Origin of the sequence: Paraburkholderia phenazinium, assembly GCF_900141745.1 — a bacterium.
GTDB classification, from domain to species: domain Bacteria; phylum Pseudomonadota; class Gammaproteobacteria; order Burkholderiales; family Burkholderiaceae; genus Paraburkholderia; species Paraburkholderia phenazinium_B.
This window is the reverse complement of sequence record NZ_FSRM01000001.1, coordinates 3,935,526-3,955,357: the sequence shown is the minus strand read 5'-3', so window position 1 is coordinate 3,955,357 and position 19,832 is coordinate 3,935,526. Positions and strand designations below refer to the sequence as shown.

The following is a 19,832-nucleotide window of genomic DNA, read 5'->3' as shown; positions in this document are numbered from 1 at the left end:
AAGGGGCAACGCGTGACCAAGTTCTATCCACCGAAGTTTAAGGAGCAGCAGTTCCACTGCGTGCACTGCGGCGTTTTCTCAGCACAGTACTGGGGTGGCTTTCAGTACCGTAGTCAAGGTTCATTTTTGACACACCCCAAGTTGGACTACTGCGAGTGTCTCCATTGTTCGGCATGGTCAATCTGGTACGAAGGTCGCATGTTGGTGCCGGCTGTGGCATCGGTTCCGCCACCGCACGAGGACTTTCCGGAAGCGCCAAAGGTAGATTACGACGAGGCGCGCGACATTGTCGGCCGATCGCCGAAGGCGGCAGCGGCATTGTTGCGGCTGTCGTTGCAAAAGCTCATGCGGGAGCTCGGCGAGAAAGGTGTAAACATCAACGATGACATCAAGTCACTCGTCGCCAAAGGCGTGCCCGACTTCGTTCAGCAGGCGCTCGATTATTGTCGGGTCGTCGGTAACAACGCAGTCCATCCGGGTGAGATAGTGATCGACGATACGCCCGAGGTCGCGTTGGCCCTATTCGAAATGCTGAATGTGATCGTTGAGGTTCGCGTTGCGATACCAAAACGAATCCGCGCGCAATATGACGAGTTGCCGGAAGCGGCCCGCAAAGCGATCGAGAAGCGCGATGCGAAACCGGCCTGACGATAGTTCGGTGATTTCGCGCCGCTCCGTGCCGGGCCTCTCCCGCAACTATTTCGCTAATCGCGCACTTAACGGGGTGCGCCGGTTGTGGCTCTGTTGAAGAATGTTCCTTGCGCTGCCGATAACCGTTATGGACGGTCGGTAACACATGGGTTGTACCGAAATATAGGCTCAGGCCTGAGTTTTGATACTATCCAAATTAGCAAAGGCTTATTAATTAGGGGCAGTTCATTGAATCAGGTCGCTCGTGCTGACGTTGCCGCGCTCGGGGAGTTACTTCAGCTGGTAGCGTTGGGTAAGACCAACGATTTGCTGGCAAAACGCTTTGAGCGTGAAGCAAAGGCAAATATTGCAAAGGGAGCGTTCGAGCTGCCTATGTGGTTCATGGTCCTGTGCGTTGCCACTGCGGCGCAGGGGAAAGTGGAGGACTCAGCGCGCGCAGCCGAAAACGCAGTTAATTTGGCACCGAAGGATTTGGCTATCGTAGGGAACGTGGTGGCCACGCTCGGTAACACTGGCAACGCGATTGCAGCTCTGCCGTTTGCGTGGCAGCTCGCCGAATTCGATGACCGGGCAGGTGCCCGACCTAGGCTAAACGCTTTGATCGTCATGCGCAAGGCGCTTCGTTTCGAGGAGGCTGCAGAAATGGCGAAGGCCAAGTCGTTTAACGAGAATCCGTTCGCGGTAGAAAATGCTCGCCTACTCGATGCGCGTATTACGCGCGATATCACGGTCGAGATGCGGCAGACGATGCTTGAGACCGCGATCCGTGCAGTGCGCGGGCTCGGCTACACGATTCGACAAACGAACTTGGAGCAGTATGACGACCAGCTGCGCTATGAAATGTTCATCGAGGAAAGCCCGGCTGGATGTGGCGCGGTGAACTTGGCGATAGCCGATGCACTTTGTGAGCGCTTTGACGACCCCGCGCCCGAGGCGATTACGTTCGCGTGTCGCCCTCTTAGCTCCTATAAATTTGATGGTGAATTCATCACGGTGAGACGGTGAGCATAACAATCAATGATCTTGTGACGCTCGCAGGACAACTGGCAAACGGGGCTACGGAGCAGGAGTGGCGTTCGGCGGCGTCTCGCGCGTATTACGCGGATTTTCATAAGGCGTTAGAAGTGGCCGACGGTTGTCTGCCCGTCTACAACGTGGTGATGGGTGAGCATGAACGGCTTACGGAGCGGCTGAAGAAGCAAGGGAATAAGGGCAAATCACTCGCTTATGTTTTGATCGATCACAAGAAAGTTCGTACGCGTGCGGACTACAAGCTGACAAAGGCCTTCACGCAAGCGGATGCAACTGACCTGATTGCGCTCTGCCCGGCCTTTTTCCAGCAGGCCGATGATTTCTACAATTTCGTCACAGCGCAGTCAGGAACTGGACCGTGACGTGCCATTGAATGCTCAACAGGATCAACGGCCCGTCGAGGGCCGTTATCATTTGAGTGCCTTTCACGCGGCTCGCTTGCGTGCCTTATCCAACACGTTCGTCGAGCGACTCGACTGGAAGACGTGTATCGACAAGTATGACCGGCCTCACACGCTGTTTTATCTGGATCCACCGTACTGGGAAACGGAAGGGTACGGCGTGCCGTTTCCCTACGCCGAATACGTCGAAATGGCGTCGCGACTGCGATCGTTGAAAGGTAGGGCGATCGTGAGCTTGAATGACCATCCGGATATCCGGCGGGCATTCGAGGGGTTTCACATCGAAGCGGTGGACATTAAATACACCGTTGGCGGCGGAGGGCGCGAGGCAGCGCGGAAGGAAGTCATTATTTTCAGTTGGGACGACGCGGCGCAACCTGCGGGGCTTTTTTGATCGGTGAAGCATGGCGGACCTGCAACGTCACCCGCATGTGGGTCCACACTGCATTAAGCGTTTGGAGAGCTGCGTTCGAAGAAACACCCACTAGCGGATGTGCTACGCTACCCGCCGATCCAGCCCCTTAAATAATTTGACGCTAGGAGCCAAAAATGGCTGCCCCCGCTAATACATCTCAGAAAGAGATCGAAATTACGAGGATCTTCAACGCTGCTCAGGATCGTCTCGTCTTGCAGGCTTCCGATATGTCGTTGGAGACAGTAGCGGCGATGGTTGAGAAGGGAGCAATCGATACGCAGCCGTCGTATCAGCGGCGAGAGCGCTGGAGTCCAAAACGGCAGTCCGCGTTAATTGAGTCGTTCCTGCTGAACATTCCGATTCCACCCGTATATCTCGCTGAGGAGGCATACGGCAAGTACACCGTGATTGACGGGAAACAGCGTTTATCAACTATTACCCGGTTCATGCGGAACAAGTTTTCGCTGGGTGAGTTGGAGAAATTTACCGCGCTGACGGGATTCACTTTTGAGAAGCTACCGACCGAGCCTAGAAATGCGCTCGAGATTCGCCCTTATGTTCGCGTAATCACACTACTGAAGCAGTCCGACCCGGACCTGAAGTACGAGGTCTTTGAGCGCCTCAATACGGGAGGCGAGGCTCTTTATGCGCAAGAAATCAGAAATGCGGCTTTTCGAGGAAAGCTAAACGATCTTCTGTTCGAGCTTTCAACCTCTAATTTTTTACGACAGCAACTGAAAATTTCGAAAAACAACGAGCCTGCATATCTTCAGATGCAGGACGTAGAGTACGTCTTGCGCTTTATTACTATGCGTGACTCGTGGACGAATTTCTCGGGTGACTACCGGAGGTCCATGGACAAGTTTATGGAGAAGAATCGCGATCCTTCTCCCGTCCAGCTTGGAGCTATCAGGAAAGTATTCCTAGATGCGCTTACCCGTTGTGAAGTGTTTTGGGGAGCGGACGCCTTTAAGAGATACGATGGAGCGTCTGCACGTAACCAATTCCTCGCCGGCATGTATGACGCACAGATGGTCGGTGTATCCCTACTGAGCGCCGCTAAAGTGAAAAAGCTGACGTTGAGGGTTCCACAGATTCGCAGGGCCACGAGGAAGCTATTTGAAGGTGGACAGTTCGAGGGGTGGGTACGTTCGGGCACGAATACCCGTTCTAGTGTTGAAGGTCGTATAGGCGCGATTAAAAACATGCTTGACTCGATAGCGTGAGGTAGAAATGTCGACCGCGCGTGATCAGCTTGTCGGGAGAATCGGAGCTATCCAAAGCGTCCTGTCCGATCCTCTGTCTACCGATATCTCTCCAGTGCCTACTCCGAATAGCCCTGCGGTCGTTATACGAAACGGTTGCATGGTTATGCTGTTCAGTGCGTTGGAGGGCTTTCTCCGAGATCGAAGTCTGGAGTGCGCGAAAGCTATTGATCAAGCGGCGGTACCATATACGCATTTGCCCGCCGGCCTGAAAGCTGCGTCGCTGATCGCGACATTCGAAGGGCTCGGAAATCTACCTCGTGGGTTACCGATGAGCGAAAAACTTTCCGAATTCGAGCAAGCCGCTGTGGCCGTTGCATCGGGTGCGATGGGGCAGCCCTACCAGTTCACGCATTATTCGTTCGGTCGCGACAAATCCAATATTACCTCGGACGATGTCTCAAAGATTGCGAAGAGCTTTGGTGTCGACAATTTCTGGAAGGCGGCCGGCATTGTGAGTCAGAAGGCGGGCATGGCAATGCCGGGGAACGTTGATGAGGTATTTAAGCAATTGGCACGAGAGCGTCACAAAGCGGCGCACGTGCCGTCTCACAATGTCCCGCATAGCCAACTCGTGGCAGCATTGCCGCAAGCGCTTACACTTGCTCTCAGCTTTGACACGCTTGTTTCTGCAGCGACCAAGCGTCTGAGCACGTCACAGATCGCGCATGGTGTTTTGCCGACATTGGTTACCGGCGCGGACGTCGATTTTTTGACGCTCAAGCCACGCAGGGCTGGACGTTGGGCCGCGTTCGTCCCCAACCGAGTCAAAGCGCTGTTTACTGAGGCGGACTTTAATGCTGCCCTGGTGCAGGCTACGTCAACTGCAAGTTCGAGGCATCTGTCGGTAGTTTGCCAAGATTCGACTGGCCGAGCTTCAGTTTGGAGAACTGTTCTGGGCTGATCGTGTTTCTTTTAAACGACAGCGTCGTGTGGTTAAGTTGGTGGTCAATCGTTGTATGTGTTTGATGTATAAGGAATTGCAGCGGCCTGCAAAGCCGTTTAGGTCGGGTCGAGTCCGCCGAGTACCTCCTGCAGTCAAAGTGACTTTGAACGTCCCTGATCGACCCGGAGCCGCCACAGGCGTTCATCGAAAGCGGACATCCGAGAGCCGTACAGGAAGAGCCGTTGCTTCGGTGAAGCAACGGGGAAGAATGATCCGCAAAGACTTCGCTGCGTAGTCCCGAACCTTGGCTCCCTCCGTGCGCGTATTCAAAGCACGACCGGCGATCGATGCGCACGCGCGACCACTATTGACGATGGGGTAGACGTACAACGAACACGGTTTCTGTTTCGTCGGAGCGCGCTTCGATGCCGCCCCCGTGGGCTTTGGCAATCTCGCGCGCGATATATAGTCCGAGCCCCAGGCTACTATCGGTATTTCTGTCCAGATGGTTCGGGCCACGCTGGAGCGGATCAAAGATCCTGTCGAGGGTTGAGCGCTCGATCGCAGTCCCGCTGTTTTTCACCTCCAGAAGGACTTCCGCCTGCTCGCCCGTCAGCGTTACACGCACCGGCGCGTCGGGCGACCCGTATTTGATCGCATTCAGAACCAGGTTACCAAGTAACTGCTGCAGGCGCCGGCCGTCCCAAACGCCCTGGCAGTCGCCAACGATGTCCAGCTCAAGCTCCCGGTCCGGGTGCACAGCTCGCAACAGGTCCAATTCATCGGCAAGCTGTTTTGCCAGGTCTCCCTCGGTTGGCGCAACATTGACACCCAAACCCAGCCTGGTTCGGTTGAAATCAAGCATGTCGTCCAGCAGCGCCTGCATACGCACGCCACTTCTGATTAGTCGGGAAGCAGCAACCGACACTTTCTCACCGGCGTTCAGCGCTGCGAGATACGAAGCCGTCATCTGGATGGTCTGGAGCGGACTACGCATGTCGTGGCCCAGCATTCCAAGCAACAGGTTACGAGCCTGGTCTACCTGCGCACTGAAAAAGGCAATCGATTCGGCAATTGCCTGGTCGATGGCCTCATTGAAGCGGATGATGTCCTCCGGATGAGCGGCGTCGGGCTGACATTCCTTCGTCCACAGCCGAAGCACGCTGGCGCGAAGCGCGCGGTACTCGGCAGCCAACTGGTTGATGTCAAACCCACCGCGAGCGCGCAGAAGAGCGTGCGTTTGTGCGGCGGTTTCGTCGGCCCCGGTCAGCTTGAGCGCCTGTCCGATCGATTTCTCGAACTGGGCCTGGCTGGTCTGGGAGGTTGACAAGTCTTTTGCCACGGCCTCCAGAATCTGTTGCGCGTGATCGCGCAAGGCCGACGATCGCATGTTCGCCGCTGCCGGCAATAGCGTACTGGCGAACGCCTCCCATTGCGCCAGAATGCTTTCCATATCACGCAGAATAAAGTCAGCCAGTCGCATGCATGCCCCGAAGTTCGAAATGCGCCAATGTAGTTCATTTTTGCGGAATCCGTCGCCACACGCAAACGAATTGCACCGACCCATTCGGGTCCGGCAATTGCTGCTCGTAGAGTTCGCGATTGGAGGATCCGATGCCTACTGAGAACGCAGCGCGTATGCTTATCGCGGACGACGACCCGAATTTGCTGGACGCATACGTGCTGTTCTTCAGTGCGCAAGGTTACGACATTCAAACGGCCGGCGATGGAGTCGAAGCGCTTGACGCATACCGTGCGTGGCGGCCAGGTGTCGTTGTTCTCGACATCCAGATGCCCCTTATGGACGGACGCGAGGTGGCAAGAGAGATTCGGCGCTTGCAATCCACACCCTTCCCGCTACTGGTGGCGGCCACCGCGCTGGCATCGCCCTCCGAACAGGCTGAATCAATCAGATCAGGGTTCGACCATCACCTTGTGAAACCTATCAAGCTGCCCCTCCTTTTGACCACCATAGCGACCGGCCGTCAGTCCGGTAAAGATTCAGCCCCCTAGGCTGGTGGCGGACAGCCAATGCCCTTTGCGTTTCGTCGTTACCACGCAGCGCAAAATCCGCGAGCGCGGCGACAGCGGCGACAGCGGCGGTCCTCACATATTTCGTGAGCGCATTGCGTGGCTATCGTTGCAAATTGTCGGCGATTGAACTGCCGTCGTCGACCGGCGGCTCATGGCCGAACCACGTCCGACGACGGAATCACGGTGCGAAGCGATGCATCATTTCTGCTGCATAGCGGGCGGCGGACCTATGCTTCTGGGGTGGCAATTAACTCCAACGCGTAAATCCCTCGCTTTGCGACGCATTGAACAGCCGGATCAATCGTTCGCACATTCCGCAACTCCCAGCAAATATAGCCCGCACACCATTGCTTGCCTTGCGATAGAGCCTCTTCTGGCGTCCAATCGTGCGTCGCAACAACGTCGACCAATGCGAGAGCGACGCCTTTGGGGTCTTCCTGCCCGTCCTGCCGCAAGAAAACATCGTTTTGCACCAGTACGAGGTCAATCAGGGGGAGCGCGGGAGGAGCCCAAGAGCGAATTTCTACAAGCTTCCTTCCCTCCAATATGTCATCGACGGCGGGCTTCACAATCGACAGCGCGTGATGTGGCATTGCATGTAACCTTTGAAACAAGGAACCAGCGGAAGTCGAATGACGGTTTAGAAGAGATTGTTGCGGATTCCCGCGATCTTGTCGAAGGTCCCCTACTGGCCGACTGCTGGGCAATGCGTCCTGCATAAGACGACGCGGAACCGCCTCCAGCAGTGATAACGGCGACCGATTTCGGTCTGTTAAGCTAAGCGCCAACCCTCTCTATAAGAGTCAGAATGCTCCGTGCATCGATTTTCATCCGCACTCTCTTCGCAGTATGCCTTCTTGTTGCAACCTTCAATCATGCCCGCGCCATTCTGCAGCACGGTGTGCTCTGGGACTATGGCTACGGAAGCAAAATTGCCCTTACCAGCAGGCTCTATTGGGCTGTGCTGACTATTCTTGATCCTCTCGCCGCCGTGCTGTTGTTCGTTAAACCGAGGGCGGGAATCTGGCTAACTGTTGCGATCATCGTTAGCGATGTAATACATAACACGTACTATGTCGCGGCGAACGATCAATGGCTCGCGCCATTCTATTTAGCCCAGGTCGGATTCCTCGTGATTGTGCTTGGTCTCGCACCGGTCGCGGCAAGGGCGGTTCCATCGCGGGTCAAGCACGGGTTCGAACGACTGACGTAATCACGTCTTCACCATCGATTGTTGAAGATGTAGGCGGCGGCGCCGGGTGTCCCTTCCTGGCCGACCGCTGCCGGATGAGCCCGCAATGTTGGACGTAGTGAAAATTCAGTGATGCGATCGGGGATTTTGGGGTGCTACAGATCTGCTATAGCGATAGACCGAGGTCTTATCTAACAAGCCTTGCGCCTATCATTCCACCCCCTGAACTACGGGGAGAGGCACCGCGAGCGCATCTGTTCCGCCAAACCGCTACGTTCCTAAGTTGACCCGCCGTAGCGCGGAACGCGTTCAATTCTAACGTCGGCATAGCGGGCGTTGTCAGGCATCGATGACCCGCCGGCACGCGTCTGGATGAATTGCGCCGCAGGGGCCAGAGTATAGCAAAGCCATCTGCGCCTGCGAATGGCGCCGGCATTCGTTCCGAACTATCGCCCCACGAAACAAAACAGCCCGGCGGGTACCAACCCGGCCGGGCCGTCCATATCGCCGGGCGCATCAGCGGTCAAGCCGCGCACCTACAGCAATATGGCCACCTCAAAACTCCACAACCGCAAACTCCGCCTTACCCACATCGCACAGCGGGCAGCGCCAATCCTCGGGGATATCGGCGAAGCGCGTGCCCGCGGCGATACCGTCCTCCGGCAGACCTTCTTCCTCGTTATAGATCCAGCCGCAAATCAGGCAGACCCAGCTTTTGTACTCAACAATAACTTCGCTCACGACACACTCTTTCTTCAGTTCAATGCAACGGTCCGCGCACTCTGCCCCTTTTTGGGGCGCGCGGCGACGCGCAATATTACCGGAATTTGACAAAGCGCTGATTTGAATCGCCGCGTCGAACCGCCGCCGCGGTGCTGTAAGAACGCCTATGTCTTCCGGCATCCGGGCATCCGCCTGCGCGACCGGTACAATGAGCGGTTCCTGCTCATTGCTGTCTTCTGCCAAATCTCCATGTCGCTTTACACCATTACCGGGGCGCAGCTGGCGTTCGGTCACGTCGCGTTGCTCGATCACGCGGATTTCTCTCTTGAAGCGGGCGAACGCGTCGGGCTGATCGGTCGCAACGGGGCGGGCAAGTCGTCGTTGCTGAAGATCGTCGCAGATCTGAGCAAGCCGGATGACGGCCTCGTCACGCGCCAGCAGGGCCTGACTTCGGTCTACGTGCCGCAGGAGCCGGAGTTCGATACGGACGACACGGTGTTCGACGCGGTCGCCGCCGGTCTTACTCATGCCCGCACGCTGCTGGATGAATACGACGCGGTCGCCAACCAGCTCGCCGACGAGCCCGAAGGCCAGGAGCACGACTCGCTCATGTCGCGCATGAACACACTGCAGTCGGCGCTGGACCATGCCGACGCCTGGAACTGGAGTACGCGCGTGTCCACCACGCTGCAGCAGATCGGTTTGAACGGAGAGGCGCGGGTCGGCTCGCTGTCGGGCGGCATGCAAAAGCGCGTGGCGCTGGCTCGGGCGCTGGTCGTGCAGCCGGACGTGCTGCTGCTGGACGAACCGACCAACCACCTCGACTTCGAAGGCATTCGCTGGCTCGAAGAACTGCTGGTTTCGCTGCGGGCCGGCCTGCTGTTCATTACCCACGATCGCGCGTTTCTCGACCGGGTCGCTACGCGCATCGTCGAACTGGATCGCGGTCGTCTGCTGTCGTATCCGGGCAATTTCACCGCTTACCAGACGCGCAAGGCGCAGCAGCTTGAAATCGAGCAGGTGGAAGCGGCCAAGTTCGACAAGCTGCTCGCGCAGGAAGAAGTGTGGATCCGTAAGGGCGTCGAAGCGCGCCGTACGCGTAGCGTGGGCCGGATTGCCCGGCTCGAGCAGATGCGCAAGGATCGCGCGGAGCGCCGTAACGTGCAGGGCAACGTCAAGCTGGACGTGGGTCAGGGCGAGAGGTCCGGCAAGATCGTCGCCGAACTGACCGATGTGACCAAGCGCTATGGTTCGCGCACGGTAGTGGACAATTTCACGGCCACAGTCATGCGCGGCGACAAGATCGGCTTCGTCGGCCCGAATGGCGCGGGTAAAACCACGCTGCTGAAGCTGATCCTCGGCGAGTTGCCGGCGGACGAAGGCACGGTGCGCGTGGGCACCAATCTGCAAGTCGCCTATTTCGACCAGATGCGCGCGCAACTCGATCTGGACAAGAGTCTTTCGGACACTATCAGTCCGGGTAGCGAGTGGGTTGAAGTCAACGGCCAGAAAAAGCACGTGATGAGCTATCTCGGCGACTTCCTGTTCGCGCCGGAACGCGCTCGTTCGCCGGTCAAGTCGCTGTCGGGCGGTGAGCGTAACCGTCTGCTGCTGGCGCGTCTGTTCGCGCGGCCGGCCAACGTGCTGGTGCTCGACGAACCGACCAACGACCTCGATATTCCCACCCTCGAACTGCTCGAAGAACTGCTCACGGAATACGACGGCACCGTGCTGCTGGTCAGCCATGATCGCGCGTTCCTGGACAACGTCGCGACCTCGGTGATCGCCTCGGAAGGGGCGGGCAAGTGGCGCGAGTATGTCGGCGGCTTTACGGACTGGCAGATCCAGCGCGACCGCTCGCAGCAGATGGCGCAGGAAGCGCAAAAGGAAACCGCCAGGGAAGCGACCTCGAAGGACGGCGGGGCGCCCGCGAGCCGCAACACGCAGCAGCGTGCCGCCAAGCTGTCGTTCAAGGAGCAGCGCGAGCTCGAGGCGTTGCCGGCGCAGATCGCCGCACTTGAGGCTGAGCAGAAGACGATTGGTGGACAGCTCGAAGACGGTTCGATCTTCGCGAAGGATGCGGCGGAAGGTACGAGGCTGACGGCGCGCTATGCGGCGATCGACGATGAGCTGCTGGCGGCGATGGAGCGGTGGGAGGAGCTGGAGAGCCGGCGGAAGTGATCGGTCGGCACCCCCCACCCAAACGGCCAATCAACCATCCGGCAAATTGCTCCCCGTATCGAAATCAGTAAAATACCCCGCGAACAGGCTTCCTCCGGGCGCTCGCGCCGGCCGCGCCGCGTTAGTGCGGCGCCGGAGAGAGTCAGGCGATAAAACAGTTTGCCCGCCGTGCGGGCACCCCACCCACCCCGTTGTTTCGTTTCGCTTTTTTTGAAAACTCAACGCATTGTCCACGGACCTGTCCACAGGACCTGTGGACAACGATGAACCGACGGACCCGAGTCAACCATGTCTACGAAAAAGCCAAACGCCGCGTATAGCGAAGCGTCGATCAAGGTGTTGAAGGGCCTCGAGCCGGTCAAGCAACGACCCGGCATGTACACCCGCACCGAAAATCCGCTGCACATCATTCAGGAAGTCATCGACAACGCATCGGACGAAGCCCTCGGCGGCTACGGCCGCCAGATCACGGTCACGCTGCACGCGGACCAGTCGGTGTCCGTCGACGACGACGGCCGCGGCATCCCCTTCGGCATGCACCCGGAAGAAGGCGTGCCGGTCGTCGAAATCGTCTTCACGCGCCTGCACGCAGGCGGCAAGTTCGACAAGGCCGCGGGCGGCGCCTACACGTTCTCGGGCGGTCTGCACGGGGTGGGCGTCTCGGTCACCAACGCCCTGTCCACGCGCCTCGACGTTACCGTCTGGCGCGACGGCAAGGTCGCCGAACTGGGCTTTGCCAACGGCGATGTGGCCAGGCAACTAACTGTCCGGCCGGCCGCCAAAGGCGAGAAGAAATCCGGCACACGCGTCACCGCATGGGCCAATCCGAAGTACTTCGACTCGCCGAACCTGCCGCTCAGCGAACTGCAGCGTCTGCTGCGCTCGAAAGCGGTGTTGTTGCCGGGCGTCGAGGTCACGCTCGTCAACGAGAAAACCGGCGAGCGCCAAACCTGGAAGTATGAAGACGGTCTGCGCGGCTATCTGCTCGAAGGCATGAACGGTAGCGACCTGCTGATTCCGCTCTTCGAAGGCGAACGGTACGCCGAGAGTTCGCGCTCGAACGAAGAAACCTTTGCGGAAGGCGAGGGCGCGGCCTGGGTGGTAGCCTGGAGCGAAGAAGGCACGCTCACGCGCGAGTCCTACGTCAACCTGATTCCGACACCCGCAGGCGGCACGCACGAATCGGGGCTGCGTGACGGTCTGTTCCAGGCGGTCAAGAGCTTCGTCGAACTGCACAATCTGCAGCCGAAGGGTGTCAAGTTGCTCGCGGAAGACGTGTTCGCGCGCGTGTCGTTTGTGCTGTCCGCGAAGGTGCTCGATCCGCAGTTCCAAGGGCAGATCAAAGAGCGTTTGAACAGCCGCGACGCGGTGAAACTGGTGTCGTCGTTCTCGCGTCCTGCGCTTGAATTGTGGCTGAATCAGCATGTCGAGCATGGCAAAAAACTCGCGGATCTCGTCATCAAGCAGGCGCAAGCCCGCACGCGTGCCGGCCAGAAGGTCGAGAAACGCAAAAGCTCGGGCGTGGCCGTGCTGCCGGGCAAGCTGACCGATTGCGAATCCACGGATATCTCGCGCAACGAACTGTTCCTCGTCGAAGGCGATTCGGCCGGCGGGTCTGCCAAGATGGGGCGAGACAAGGAATATCAGGCCATCCTCCCTTTGCGCGGCAAAGTGCTGAACACATGGGAAACCGAGCGCGATCGCCTCTTTGCCAATAACGAGGTGCACGACATTTCGGTGGCCATCGGCGTTGATCCGCACAGCCCCGACGACCACATCGATCTGTCCAATCTGCGCTACGGCAAGATCTGCATTCTGTCCGACGCGGACGTGGACGGTTCGCACATCCAGGTATTGCTGCTGACGTTGTTCTTCAAGCACTTCCCGCAACTGATCGAACGCGGTCACGTGTGTGTGGCGCGTCCGCCGCTGTTCCGCGTCGATGCACCTGCACGCGGCAAGAAGCCCGCGCAGAAGCTGTACGCGCTTGACGAAGGCGAGCTCGAAGCGATCCTCGACAAGCTGCGCAAGGACGGCGTGCGCGAAACGCAGTGGTCCATCAGCCGCTTCAAAGGCTTGGGTGAAATGAGCGCGGAGCAGTTGTGGGACACCACGATGAACCCGGACACGCGGCGTCTGTCACCGGTCGCGTTGGGCGAGCTCGACTACGACAGCACCGTCGCCCGCATGACGATGCTGATGGGCAAGGGCGAAGCGGCGTCGCGGCGCAGCTGGCTCGAAGAAAAGGGTAACGAAGTCGAAGCGGATATCTGAGCTGAGCGCCTGACGCAGGCTTGCTCGCGCAGCGAAACTTCACGCTACATACGGATACGGAATCTAGATGGACGACAACACGCCTGATCTCTTTACGGTGGCGCCGGCGCCTGGCGACTCCCTTACGCTCGGCAACTACGCTGAGCGCGCGTACCTCGACTACGCTGTGAGCGTCGTCAAGGGCCGTGCGCTGCCCGACGTTTGCGACGGCCAGAAGCCGGTGCAGCGGCGCATCCTGTTCTCGATGAACGAGATGGGCCTCTCCGATAACGCGAAGCCGGTCAAATCGGCGCGCGTGGTCGGCGACGTGCTCGGCAAATATCACCCGCACGGCGACCAGTCGGCGTACGACGCACTGGTGCGTCTCGCGCAAGACTTCTCGATGCGCTATCCGCTGATCGACGGCCAGGGCAATTTCGGCTCGCGCGATGGCGACGGCGCGGCGGCAATGCGATACACAGAAGCGCGCTTGACCCCGATCGCCAAGCTGCTGCTCGATGAAATCGACCAGGGCACCGTCGATTTCATGAAGAACTACGACGGCGAATTCGACGAGCCGCGCCTCTTGCCCGGACGTCTGCCGTTCGTGCTGCTCAATGGCGCCTCGGGCATCGCGGTAGGTCTGGCCACAGAGATCCCGTCGCACAATCTGCGTGAAGTGGCCGCTGCAGCAGTCGCGATGATCCGCAATCCGAAGCTCTCGCACGCGGAATTGATGCAGCACATTCCCGGGCCGGACTTCCCCGGCGGTGGTCAGCTCATTTCCAGCGAAGCCGAAATCTCGGCGGCGTATGAGGCGGGGCGCGGCAGTCTGAAGGTGCGTGCGCGCTGGAAGATCGAAGAGCTCGCACGCGGTCAGTGGCAACTCGTGATCACCGAACTGCCGCCGAACACGGCTACGCAGAAAGTGCTCGAAGAAATCGAGGAGCAGACCAATCCCAAGATCAAGCTCGGCAAGAAGACGCTCACGCCCGAGCAGTTGCAGACCAAGCAGACCATGCTCGCGCTGCTCGACGCCGTGCGCGACGAATCGGGCAAGGACGCGCCCGTGCGTCTCGTGTTCGAGCCGAAGTCGAGCCGCATCGATCAGACCGAGTTCGTCAATTCTTTGCTCGCCCATACGAGCCTGGAATCGAACGCTTCGCTGAATCTGGTGATGGTCGGCTCGGATGGCCGGCCGCGTCAGAAGGGCATTTCCGAAATCCTGCAGGAGTGGATCGGCTTCCGCTTTGCCACCGTTACGCGCCGCACGCGCCATCGTTTGAGCAAGGTCGACGACCGGATTCACATCCTCGAAGGCCGGATGATCGTCTTTTTGAATATCGACGAAGTCATCCGCATCATTCGCGAGTCGGACGAACCGAAGCCGGCGCTGATCAAGGCATTCGGGCTGTCCGACCGGCAAGCCGAAGACATCCTTGAAATCCGTCTGCGCCAGTTGGCGCGGCTGGAAAAGATCAAGATCGAGAAGGAACTGTCCGAGTTGCGCGACGAGAAGGCCAAGCTTGAAGAACTGCTCGGCAGCGAATCGGCGATGAAGCGCCTGCTCATCAAGGAAATCGAGGGTGACGCGAAGCAATACGGCGACGAGCGCCGCACGCTGATCCAGCAGGAAAAGCGCGCGACCTTCGAAGCCCGCGTTGTGGATGAACCTGTGACGGTGGTGATGTCGCAGCGAGGCTGGGTGAGGGCGCTAAAGGGTCACGGGCTGGATCCGGCCGGCTTCACCTTCAAGGCCGGCGACGCGCTCTATGCGGCGTTCCAGTGCCGCACGCCCGATACGTTGATCGCATGGGGCAGCAACGGGCGCGTCTATTCGGTCGCGGTGGCGCTGCTGCCGGGCGGCCGCGGCGATGGCGTGCCGGTCACCTCGTTGATCGAACTCGAGTCGGGTAGTCATCTGATGCACTACTACGCGGCGCCCGCGGATCAGGCGTTGCTGCTGGCATCGAGCAATGGCTTCGGCTTCATTGCCAAGGTCGGCGACATGGTGAGCCGCGTGAAGGCCGGCAAGTCCTTCATGACTATCGACGAGGGCGCGGCGCCGCTCGTGCCGATGCCTATGCTCCCGGATGCAACGCACGTCGCGTGTCTGTCGGGCGGTGGCCGTTTGCTGGTGTTCGGCCTCGAGGAGATGAAGACGCTGTCGGGCGGTGGCCGCGGCGTCACGCTGATGGCGCTCGACGAGAAGGAGACGCTCACGCAGGCGCTTGCCATCGGCAAGGCCGGCGTCGTGCTGCTCGGCACGGGCCGCGGTGGTAAAGCGTATGAAGAAACGCTGAGCGGCGCGGCGCTCACACCGCATATCGGCAAACGCGCTCGCAAGGGCCGCGCGCCGGACAGCAAGCTGAAGCTGTTGGGCATGCGGCCTGCGCTGAAGGCTTAAAGAAGCCGTAGTGTCGCCGCAACCGCGTGCGTAGTCTTCAATCACGGGCCACGCACGCGGCAGGCAGTGAGCAAAAATCGGGGATCGGCGCGCTACGCGGCGCGTCGGCACAACAAATAAAACAAAGGCGAAAAGCGATGACTGCGGAACTGCGCGCACAGCGTGAGGTCGAATGCGGTCATTAGCCGCGTCGGACAAGGCTGTGGACAGCGTCGTAAGGCTCCAGCCTGTCCGCCCACAAGCGGTACGCCCATCATCGAGAGAGAGGAAAACAACATGACCAAAGCCGTCGAGCTCGCGCTCTTTTTGCATTTGCTGGGTGTGGCCGTGTGGGTCGGCGGTATGGTCTTCGCACACTTTTGCCTGCGCCCGGCTCTCGCCGATCTCTCGCCGCAACTGCGCCTGCCGCTGTGGGAATCGGTGTTCGGGCGCTTCTTCAACTGGGTCGCCGCTTCGGTAATCATCATCTTGCTGTCGGGCGGCTTCATGCTGACGCAGTTCGGCGGCGCTCATGCGTCGTGGCAACTGCATGCCATGGCGGGTCTCGGCATCGTGATGATGCTGATCTTCGGGCATATCCGCTTTGCCGTGTTTCCGCGTATCCGTCGCGCGGTGCAGGCGCAAAATTGGCCAGATGGTGCGAGGGCAGTCGGAACGGTGCGGCGTCTGGTGGTCGTCAATCTGGTGCTGGGCGTCGTGACGATCGGTGTTTCAGTGTTGTCCGGTGCCGTGTAGGCGAAGCGTCGCGCACCGCATTACGTTTAGACGAAAGGCCGCTGCCAGGCGGCCTTTTTCAATTCCAATTCATATCCGCGCCACGGTCTGACTCGCCGGCCCCACGAGCCGCTCCGCCAGCGAGTAGCGCTGCATACACCGCTCCATGCTGTCGAGAAACGCATGATCCGCTGCATTCATCTTACGGTCGCGATGCCAAAGCAGATGGACGTCGACATCGGCGAGTCCCTCGTCCGGTGGCAAGCGCCAGAGCCGCTGCTGCGCAAGATCGTCCCGCACGATGTGCTCTGGCAGGCAGCCGACGCCATAGCCTGCGAAAATCAGCCGCCGGACTTCGTCGAGACTCGGTGACGACGCCACGATGCGTCCTGTGAAGCCCTTCTGATCGCGAAACACCGTGAGCGGCGAGAGGCTGTCGCCGATCTGGTCGCTCGTGAACGAGACAAAGTTCTCCGCCAGCAGGTCGTCCATCGTCAGTTGCGACTTGCCGAACAGGCGGTGGTGCCGTCCGCAGAAAATCGCATAGCGTTGCCGCAGAAAACAGCGCATTTCCAGTTTGTCGACCGGCGTGCGGCACAGGCTGAGCCCTGCGGTCGCCGTCTTTTGCAGTAGCGACGAGATGATGTCCGACGAACGCATCACTTCGATCTGCAGATCGATGCGCGGATAGGTGCGATGAAATTCGGCGAGAAATTCGTCGTAGACCGGCGAATCGATCCGGCTCACGCTCAACAGGCGGATCGCGCCGGTAATGTCTGCGGTGCGATCGTCGAGTTCGGTTTCCAGCCGGGAAATGTTGCCGTAGATATCGCTCGCGATCCGGTAGACCTCTTCGCCCGCCTGGGTGGGCACGAAGTGTGGGCCGCGTCGTTCGATCAGCTTGCGTTCCAGCGTGTCTTCGAGGCGCTTGAGCGCCTGGCTGACAGCCGGTTGCGTGACATGCAACCGCGCCGCCGCACGGCTCAAGCTGCGCTCCTGCATGATCACGAGGTAGGTGCGCAGCAGGTTCCAGTCGAGCCGGTCATTGAGAAAAGAGGCAATTTCGGCGCGCATGATGGCCCTGCTAAGCAGTTGAAGTATTAGCCAGATTTATATCAAGAATAATAACTCGAAATTTGACTAATGTTTTATGGCTGCCGATAAACGATCTGTACACCTTTAAAAGTGTGCGCGGCGCGCGCGACCCGGCGGCGCCACAATCGCCACAATCGACAGGCATGTCAGTCGCACGCTCCCGCAGAGGGGCGGCGAACCAGCCAAGGAGCGCTCATGAACCAGCCTGCAATCCCCGCCCGTCAACCGGCACGCGCGGCGACCGCCGCGTTTATCGGCACCATGATCGAGTGGTACGACTTCTACATCTACGCTACCGCCGCCGCGCTGGTGTTTGGCGCGCTGTATTTTCCATCGCAGGATCCGTTTGTCAGCACCATGGCGTCGTTCGCTACGTTCGCGGTGGGCTTCTTCGCGCGCCCGATCGGCGGCCTGATCTTCGGCCACGTGGGCGATCGTTTCGGCCGCAAGAAAGCCCTGATGACTACGCTGATGATGATGGGTATCGCCACGGTCTGCGTCGGCCTGCTGCCTGACTTCTCGAAGGTGGGCGTGCTGGCTCCCGTGCTGCTGGTGTTGCTGCGCGTGGTGCAGGGTCTTGCCGTGGGCGGCGAGTGGGGTGGGGCGGTGCTGATGGCGGGCGAACACGCCCCGCAGGGGCGTCGCACGTTCTTCGCGTCGTTCGCGCAGCTTGGCAGCCCGGCAGGGTTGATCCTGTCGCTGGTGGCGTTTCGTGCGGTGACTTCGCTCGATAAGGCCGACTTCATGTCGTGGGGCTGGCGTTTGCCGTTTCTGGCGAGCTCGGTGCTGCTGGTGGTCGGCATCCTGATTCGCCTTGGCGTCAACGAGTCGCCGGAGTTCGCTCAGGTGAAGGAAGCGAACAAGACCGTCAAGCTGCCCGTCGCCGAGGTGTTCAGCTCGGCGTGGCGGCTCGTGCTGCTGTGTATCGGCGCAAACACGATCGGCATTGCAGGCGTGTATTTCACCAACACGTTCATGATCGCTTATACGACGCAGTATGTCGGAGTGACACGCTCCCTGATTCTCGATTGCCTGTTTGCCGTCGCGATTATCCAGTTGTGCGCGCAACCGGTCGCCGCGTGGCTTGCCGAGCGTATCGGCAGCGCGCGTTTCCTCAAGTTCGCGGCGCTCGCTGCGATGCTCTCACCTTATCCGATGTTCGTGCTCGTGCAAAGCGGCAGTGTCGTACCGATGGTGATCGGCATTGCGATTGCAGTAGTCTGCATGTCGAGCTTCTATTCGGTGATCGCAGGCTTTGTCAGCGGGGTGTTTCCAACGCGCGTGCGTTATTCCGCCATCTCCCTCTCGTATCAGGTGTGCGGCGCCGTGGCGGGCGGTCTGACGCCGTTGATCGGCACTTATCTGGCGCATCGCTTCATCGGCCAATGGTGGCCGCTTGCTGTGTTCTACACTTGTCTCGCAGCTATCTCGCTGTTGTGCATCGTTGCACTGGACGCGCGTCGTTCGCAGCGCGCCGATTCGGCTGAAGCTTTGCGCGCCAGCTGATTCTTTTGGTAAACACCATGCAAACTTTCTTCCATCCCGAACAACTGCGGCATCATCCACGCAGCTACTTTTCGCGCGGGCAGATGCGGCCGGCGCAGGAAGTGCCCGAGCGTGCCGCGCACCTCGTTGCGGCCGTGAAGTCGTTGGGCTTTGAGATCCATGAGCCGGTCGACGGCGGCCTCGATGCCATCGCCGCGGTGCATGACATCCACTACCTGCGTTTCCTCGAAGAGGCGCACACCGAATGGATGCAAATGTCCGACGACTGGGGCGACGAGGTCATGTCGAACATCTATGTGCGCGAGCCGAATCCGCTGCGCGGCATTCTCGCTCGGGCAGGGCGCTATCAGGCCGACGGCAGTTGCCCGATCGGCGAACACACGTGGCGCGCTGCTTACTGGTCGGCACAAAGCGCGCTCGCCGCGGCTACGGCGGTCAACAGCGGCGTGCGTGAGACGTACGCGCTGTGCCGCCCGCCTGGTCATCACGCGCGGCGGGACGCGGCCGGCGGCTTCTGCTATCTGAACAATGCGGCCATCGCGGCGCAGGCATTGCGCAAGCAGTACGGGCGCGTCGCGATTCTCGACACCGACATGCACCACGGCCAGGGCGTGCAGGAAATCTTTTACGGCCGCGACGACGTGCTCTACGTATCGATTCACGGGGACCCCACCAACTTCTATCCGGTTGTGACCGGCTACGAGGACGAGCGTGGCACGGGCGCAGGAGACGGGTTTAACGTCAATTTCCCGATGCCGCACGGTTCATCCGAGGATGTGTTTTTTGAACGCGTCGACGACGCGCTACGTGTGATCAAGCGTTTCGAGCCGGATGCGTTGGTGCTGGCGCTGGGCTTCGATATCTACAAGGACGATCCGCAATCGCATGTGGACGTGACGACCGAAGGTTTCGGTCGTCTTGGCGCGGCCATCGGCGCGCTGGCGTTGCCTTCGGTGATCGTTCAGGAAGGGGGATATCACCTCGAGAGTCTCGAGTCGAATGCGCGGGCGTTCTTTGGCGGATTTGCCGCGGCGCGCTCGCGCTGAGCGCAAGGGTGCGGCGTCGAGAGACGCCGGC

At 59.7% G+C, this 19,832-nt stretch carries 17 protein-coding genes and 1 pseudogene; 14 read left to right on the top strand and 4 right to left on the bottom strand.

The genetic code is table 11. The annotated features are described in order from the left end of the window. The first annotated feature begins 12 nt into the window (after positions 1–12). The 6 genes and pseudogenes from BUS06_RS17685 (at position 13) to BUS06_RS17660 (ending at position 4,668) form a co-directional block, all read left to right on the top strand. Positions 13–648, top strand: coding sequence for a DUF4145 domain-containing protein (locus BUS06_RS17685; protein ID WP_074265434.1), 636 nt, complete (start codon positions 13–15; stop codon positions 646–648). 231 nt (positions 649–879) lie between these two features. Continuing rightward, positions 880–1,656 (top strand): hypothetical protein, encoded by a 777-nt coding sequence (locus BUS06_RS17680; RefSeq protein ID WP_074265433.1) that lies wholly within the window; start codon positions 880–882, stop codon positions 1,654–1,656. Beyond that, the gene (locus tag BUS06_RS17675) at positions 1,653–2,045 is read left to right on the top strand and encodes a hypothetical protein (RefSeq protein ID WP_143787545.1); all 393 of its coding nucleotides are present in this window, start codon (positions 1,653–1,655) and stop codon (positions 2,043–2,045) included. Before BUS06_RS17680 ends, BUS06_RS17675 begins: the two co-directional genes overlap by 4 nt. 67 nt (positions 2,046–2,112) lie before the next feature. Continuing rightward, positions 2,113–2,478: pseudogene (locus BUS06_RS17670) on the top strand (DNA adenine methylase); the annotation flags it as partial. A 155-nt stretch (positions 2,479–2,633) separates the two neighbouring features. Beyond that, entirely contained in the window at positions 2,634–3,725 is a 1,092-nt protein-coding gene (locus tag BUS06_RS17665; protein WP_074265431.1) for a DUF262 domain-containing protein, read from the top strand. Positions 3,726–3,732: 7 nt separating this feature from the next. Continuing rightward, positions 3,733–4,668 (top strand): HEPN domain-containing protein, encoded by a 936-nt coding sequence (locus tag BUS06_RS17660; protein ID WP_302050855.1) that lies wholly within the window; start codon positions 3,733–3,735, stop codon positions 4,666–4,668. 346 nt (positions 4,669–5,014) lie between these two features. On the opposite strand, the gene BUS06_RS17655 is transcribed toward BUS06_RS17660, so the two are convergent. Next, a complete protein-coding gene (locus BUS06_RS17655; protein ID WP_074265429.1) occupies positions 5,015–6,133 on the bottom strand; it encodes a sensor histidine kinase in 1,119 nt (372 codons plus the stop codon). Positions 6,134–6,264: 131 nt separating this feature from the next. On the opposite strand from BUS06_RS17655, the gene BUS06_RS17650 reads away from it, so the two are divergent. Next, a complete protein-coding gene (locus BUS06_RS17650; protein WP_074265428.1) occupies positions 6,265–6,663 on the top strand; it encodes a response regulator in 399 nt (132 codons plus the stop codon). Positions 6,664–6,911: 248 nt separating this feature from the next. Here BUS06_RS17650 and BUS06_RS17645 read toward each other — a convergent pair whose 3' ends face one another. Continuing rightward, positions 6,912–7,277: an ASCH domain-containing protein gene (locus BUS06_RS17645; RefSeq protein WP_074265427.1), complete on the bottom strand. Its 366-nt coding sequence runs from the start codon at positions 7,275–7,277 to the stop codon at positions 6,912–6,914. Between the two features lie 215 nt (positions 7,278–7,492). Here BUS06_RS17645 and BUS06_RS17640 point away from each other — a divergent pair, with 215 nt between their 5' ends. Further along, positions 7,493–7,897 carry a hypothetical protein gene (locus BUS06_RS17640; protein ID WP_074265426.1) on the top strand — a complete coding sequence of 135 codons (405 nt, stop codon included), beginning with the start codon at positions 7,493–7,495 and terminating at the stop codon, positions 7,895–7,897. 534 nt (positions 7,898–8,431) lie between these two features. Here BUS06_RS17640 and BUS06_RS17635 read toward each other — a convergent pair. Then, positions 8,432–8,617 carry a rubredoxin gene (locus tag BUS06_RS17635; RefSeq protein ID WP_074266166.1) on the bottom strand — a complete coding sequence of 62 codons (186 nt, stop codon included), beginning with the start codon at positions 8,615–8,617 and terminating at the stop codon, positions 8,432–8,434. A gap of 231 nt (positions 8,618–8,848) precedes the next feature. On the opposite strand from BUS06_RS17635, the gene BUS06_RS17630 reads away from it, so the two are divergent. The 4 genes from BUS06_RS17630 to BUS06_RS17615 all read left to right on the top strand — a co-directional run bounded on the left by BUS06_RS17630 (position 8,849) and on the right by BUS06_RS17615 (position 16,175). Next, positions 8,849–10,780: an ATP-binding cassette domain-containing protein gene (locus BUS06_RS17630; RefSeq protein WP_074265425.1), complete on the top strand. Its 1,932-nt coding sequence runs from the start codon at positions 8,849–8,851 to the stop codon at positions 10,778–10,780. Positions 10,781–11,068: 288 nt separating this feature from the next. Next, entirely contained in the window at positions 11,069–13,054 is a 1,986-nt protein-coding gene (locus tag BUS06_RS17625) for a DNA topoisomerase IV subunit B (RefSeq protein ID WP_074265424.1), read from the top strand. A gap of 67 nt (positions 13,055–13,121) precedes the next feature. Continuing rightward, a complete protein-coding gene (gene parC, locus BUS06_RS17620) occupies positions 13,122–15,440 on the top strand; it encodes a DNA topoisomerase IV subunit A (RefSeq protein WP_074265423.1) in 2,319 nt (772 codons plus the stop codon). 276 nt (positions 15,441–15,716) lie between these two features. Then, a complete protein-coding gene (locus tag BUS06_RS17615; protein WP_074265422.1) occupies positions 15,717–16,175 on the top strand; it encodes a CopD family protein in 459 nt (152 codons plus the stop codon). 69 nt (positions 16,176–16,244) lie between these two features. Here BUS06_RS17615 and BUS06_RS17610 read toward each other — a convergent pair whose 3' ends face one another. Further along, positions 16,245–17,228, bottom strand: coding sequence for a LysR family transcriptional regulator (locus BUS06_RS17610; RefSeq protein WP_074265421.1), 984 nt, complete (start codon positions 17,226–17,228; stop codon positions 16,245–16,247). Between the two features lie 216 nt (positions 17,229–17,444). Between BUS06_RS17610 and BUS06_RS17605 the strand changes: the two genes are divergently transcribed. Beyond that, the gene (locus tag BUS06_RS17605; protein ID WP_074265420.1) at positions 17,445–18,755 is read left to right on the top strand and encodes an MFS transporter; all 1,311 of its coding nucleotides are present in this window, start codon (positions 17,445–17,447) and stop codon (positions 18,753–18,755) included. Positions 18,756–18,772: 17 nt separating this feature from the next. Next, a complete protein-coding gene (locus tag BUS06_RS17600) occupies positions 18,773–19,801 on the top strand; it encodes a histone deacetylase family protein (protein ID WP_074265419.1) in 1,029 nt (342 codons plus the stop codon). Positions 19,802–19,832: the final 31 nt, after the last annotated feature.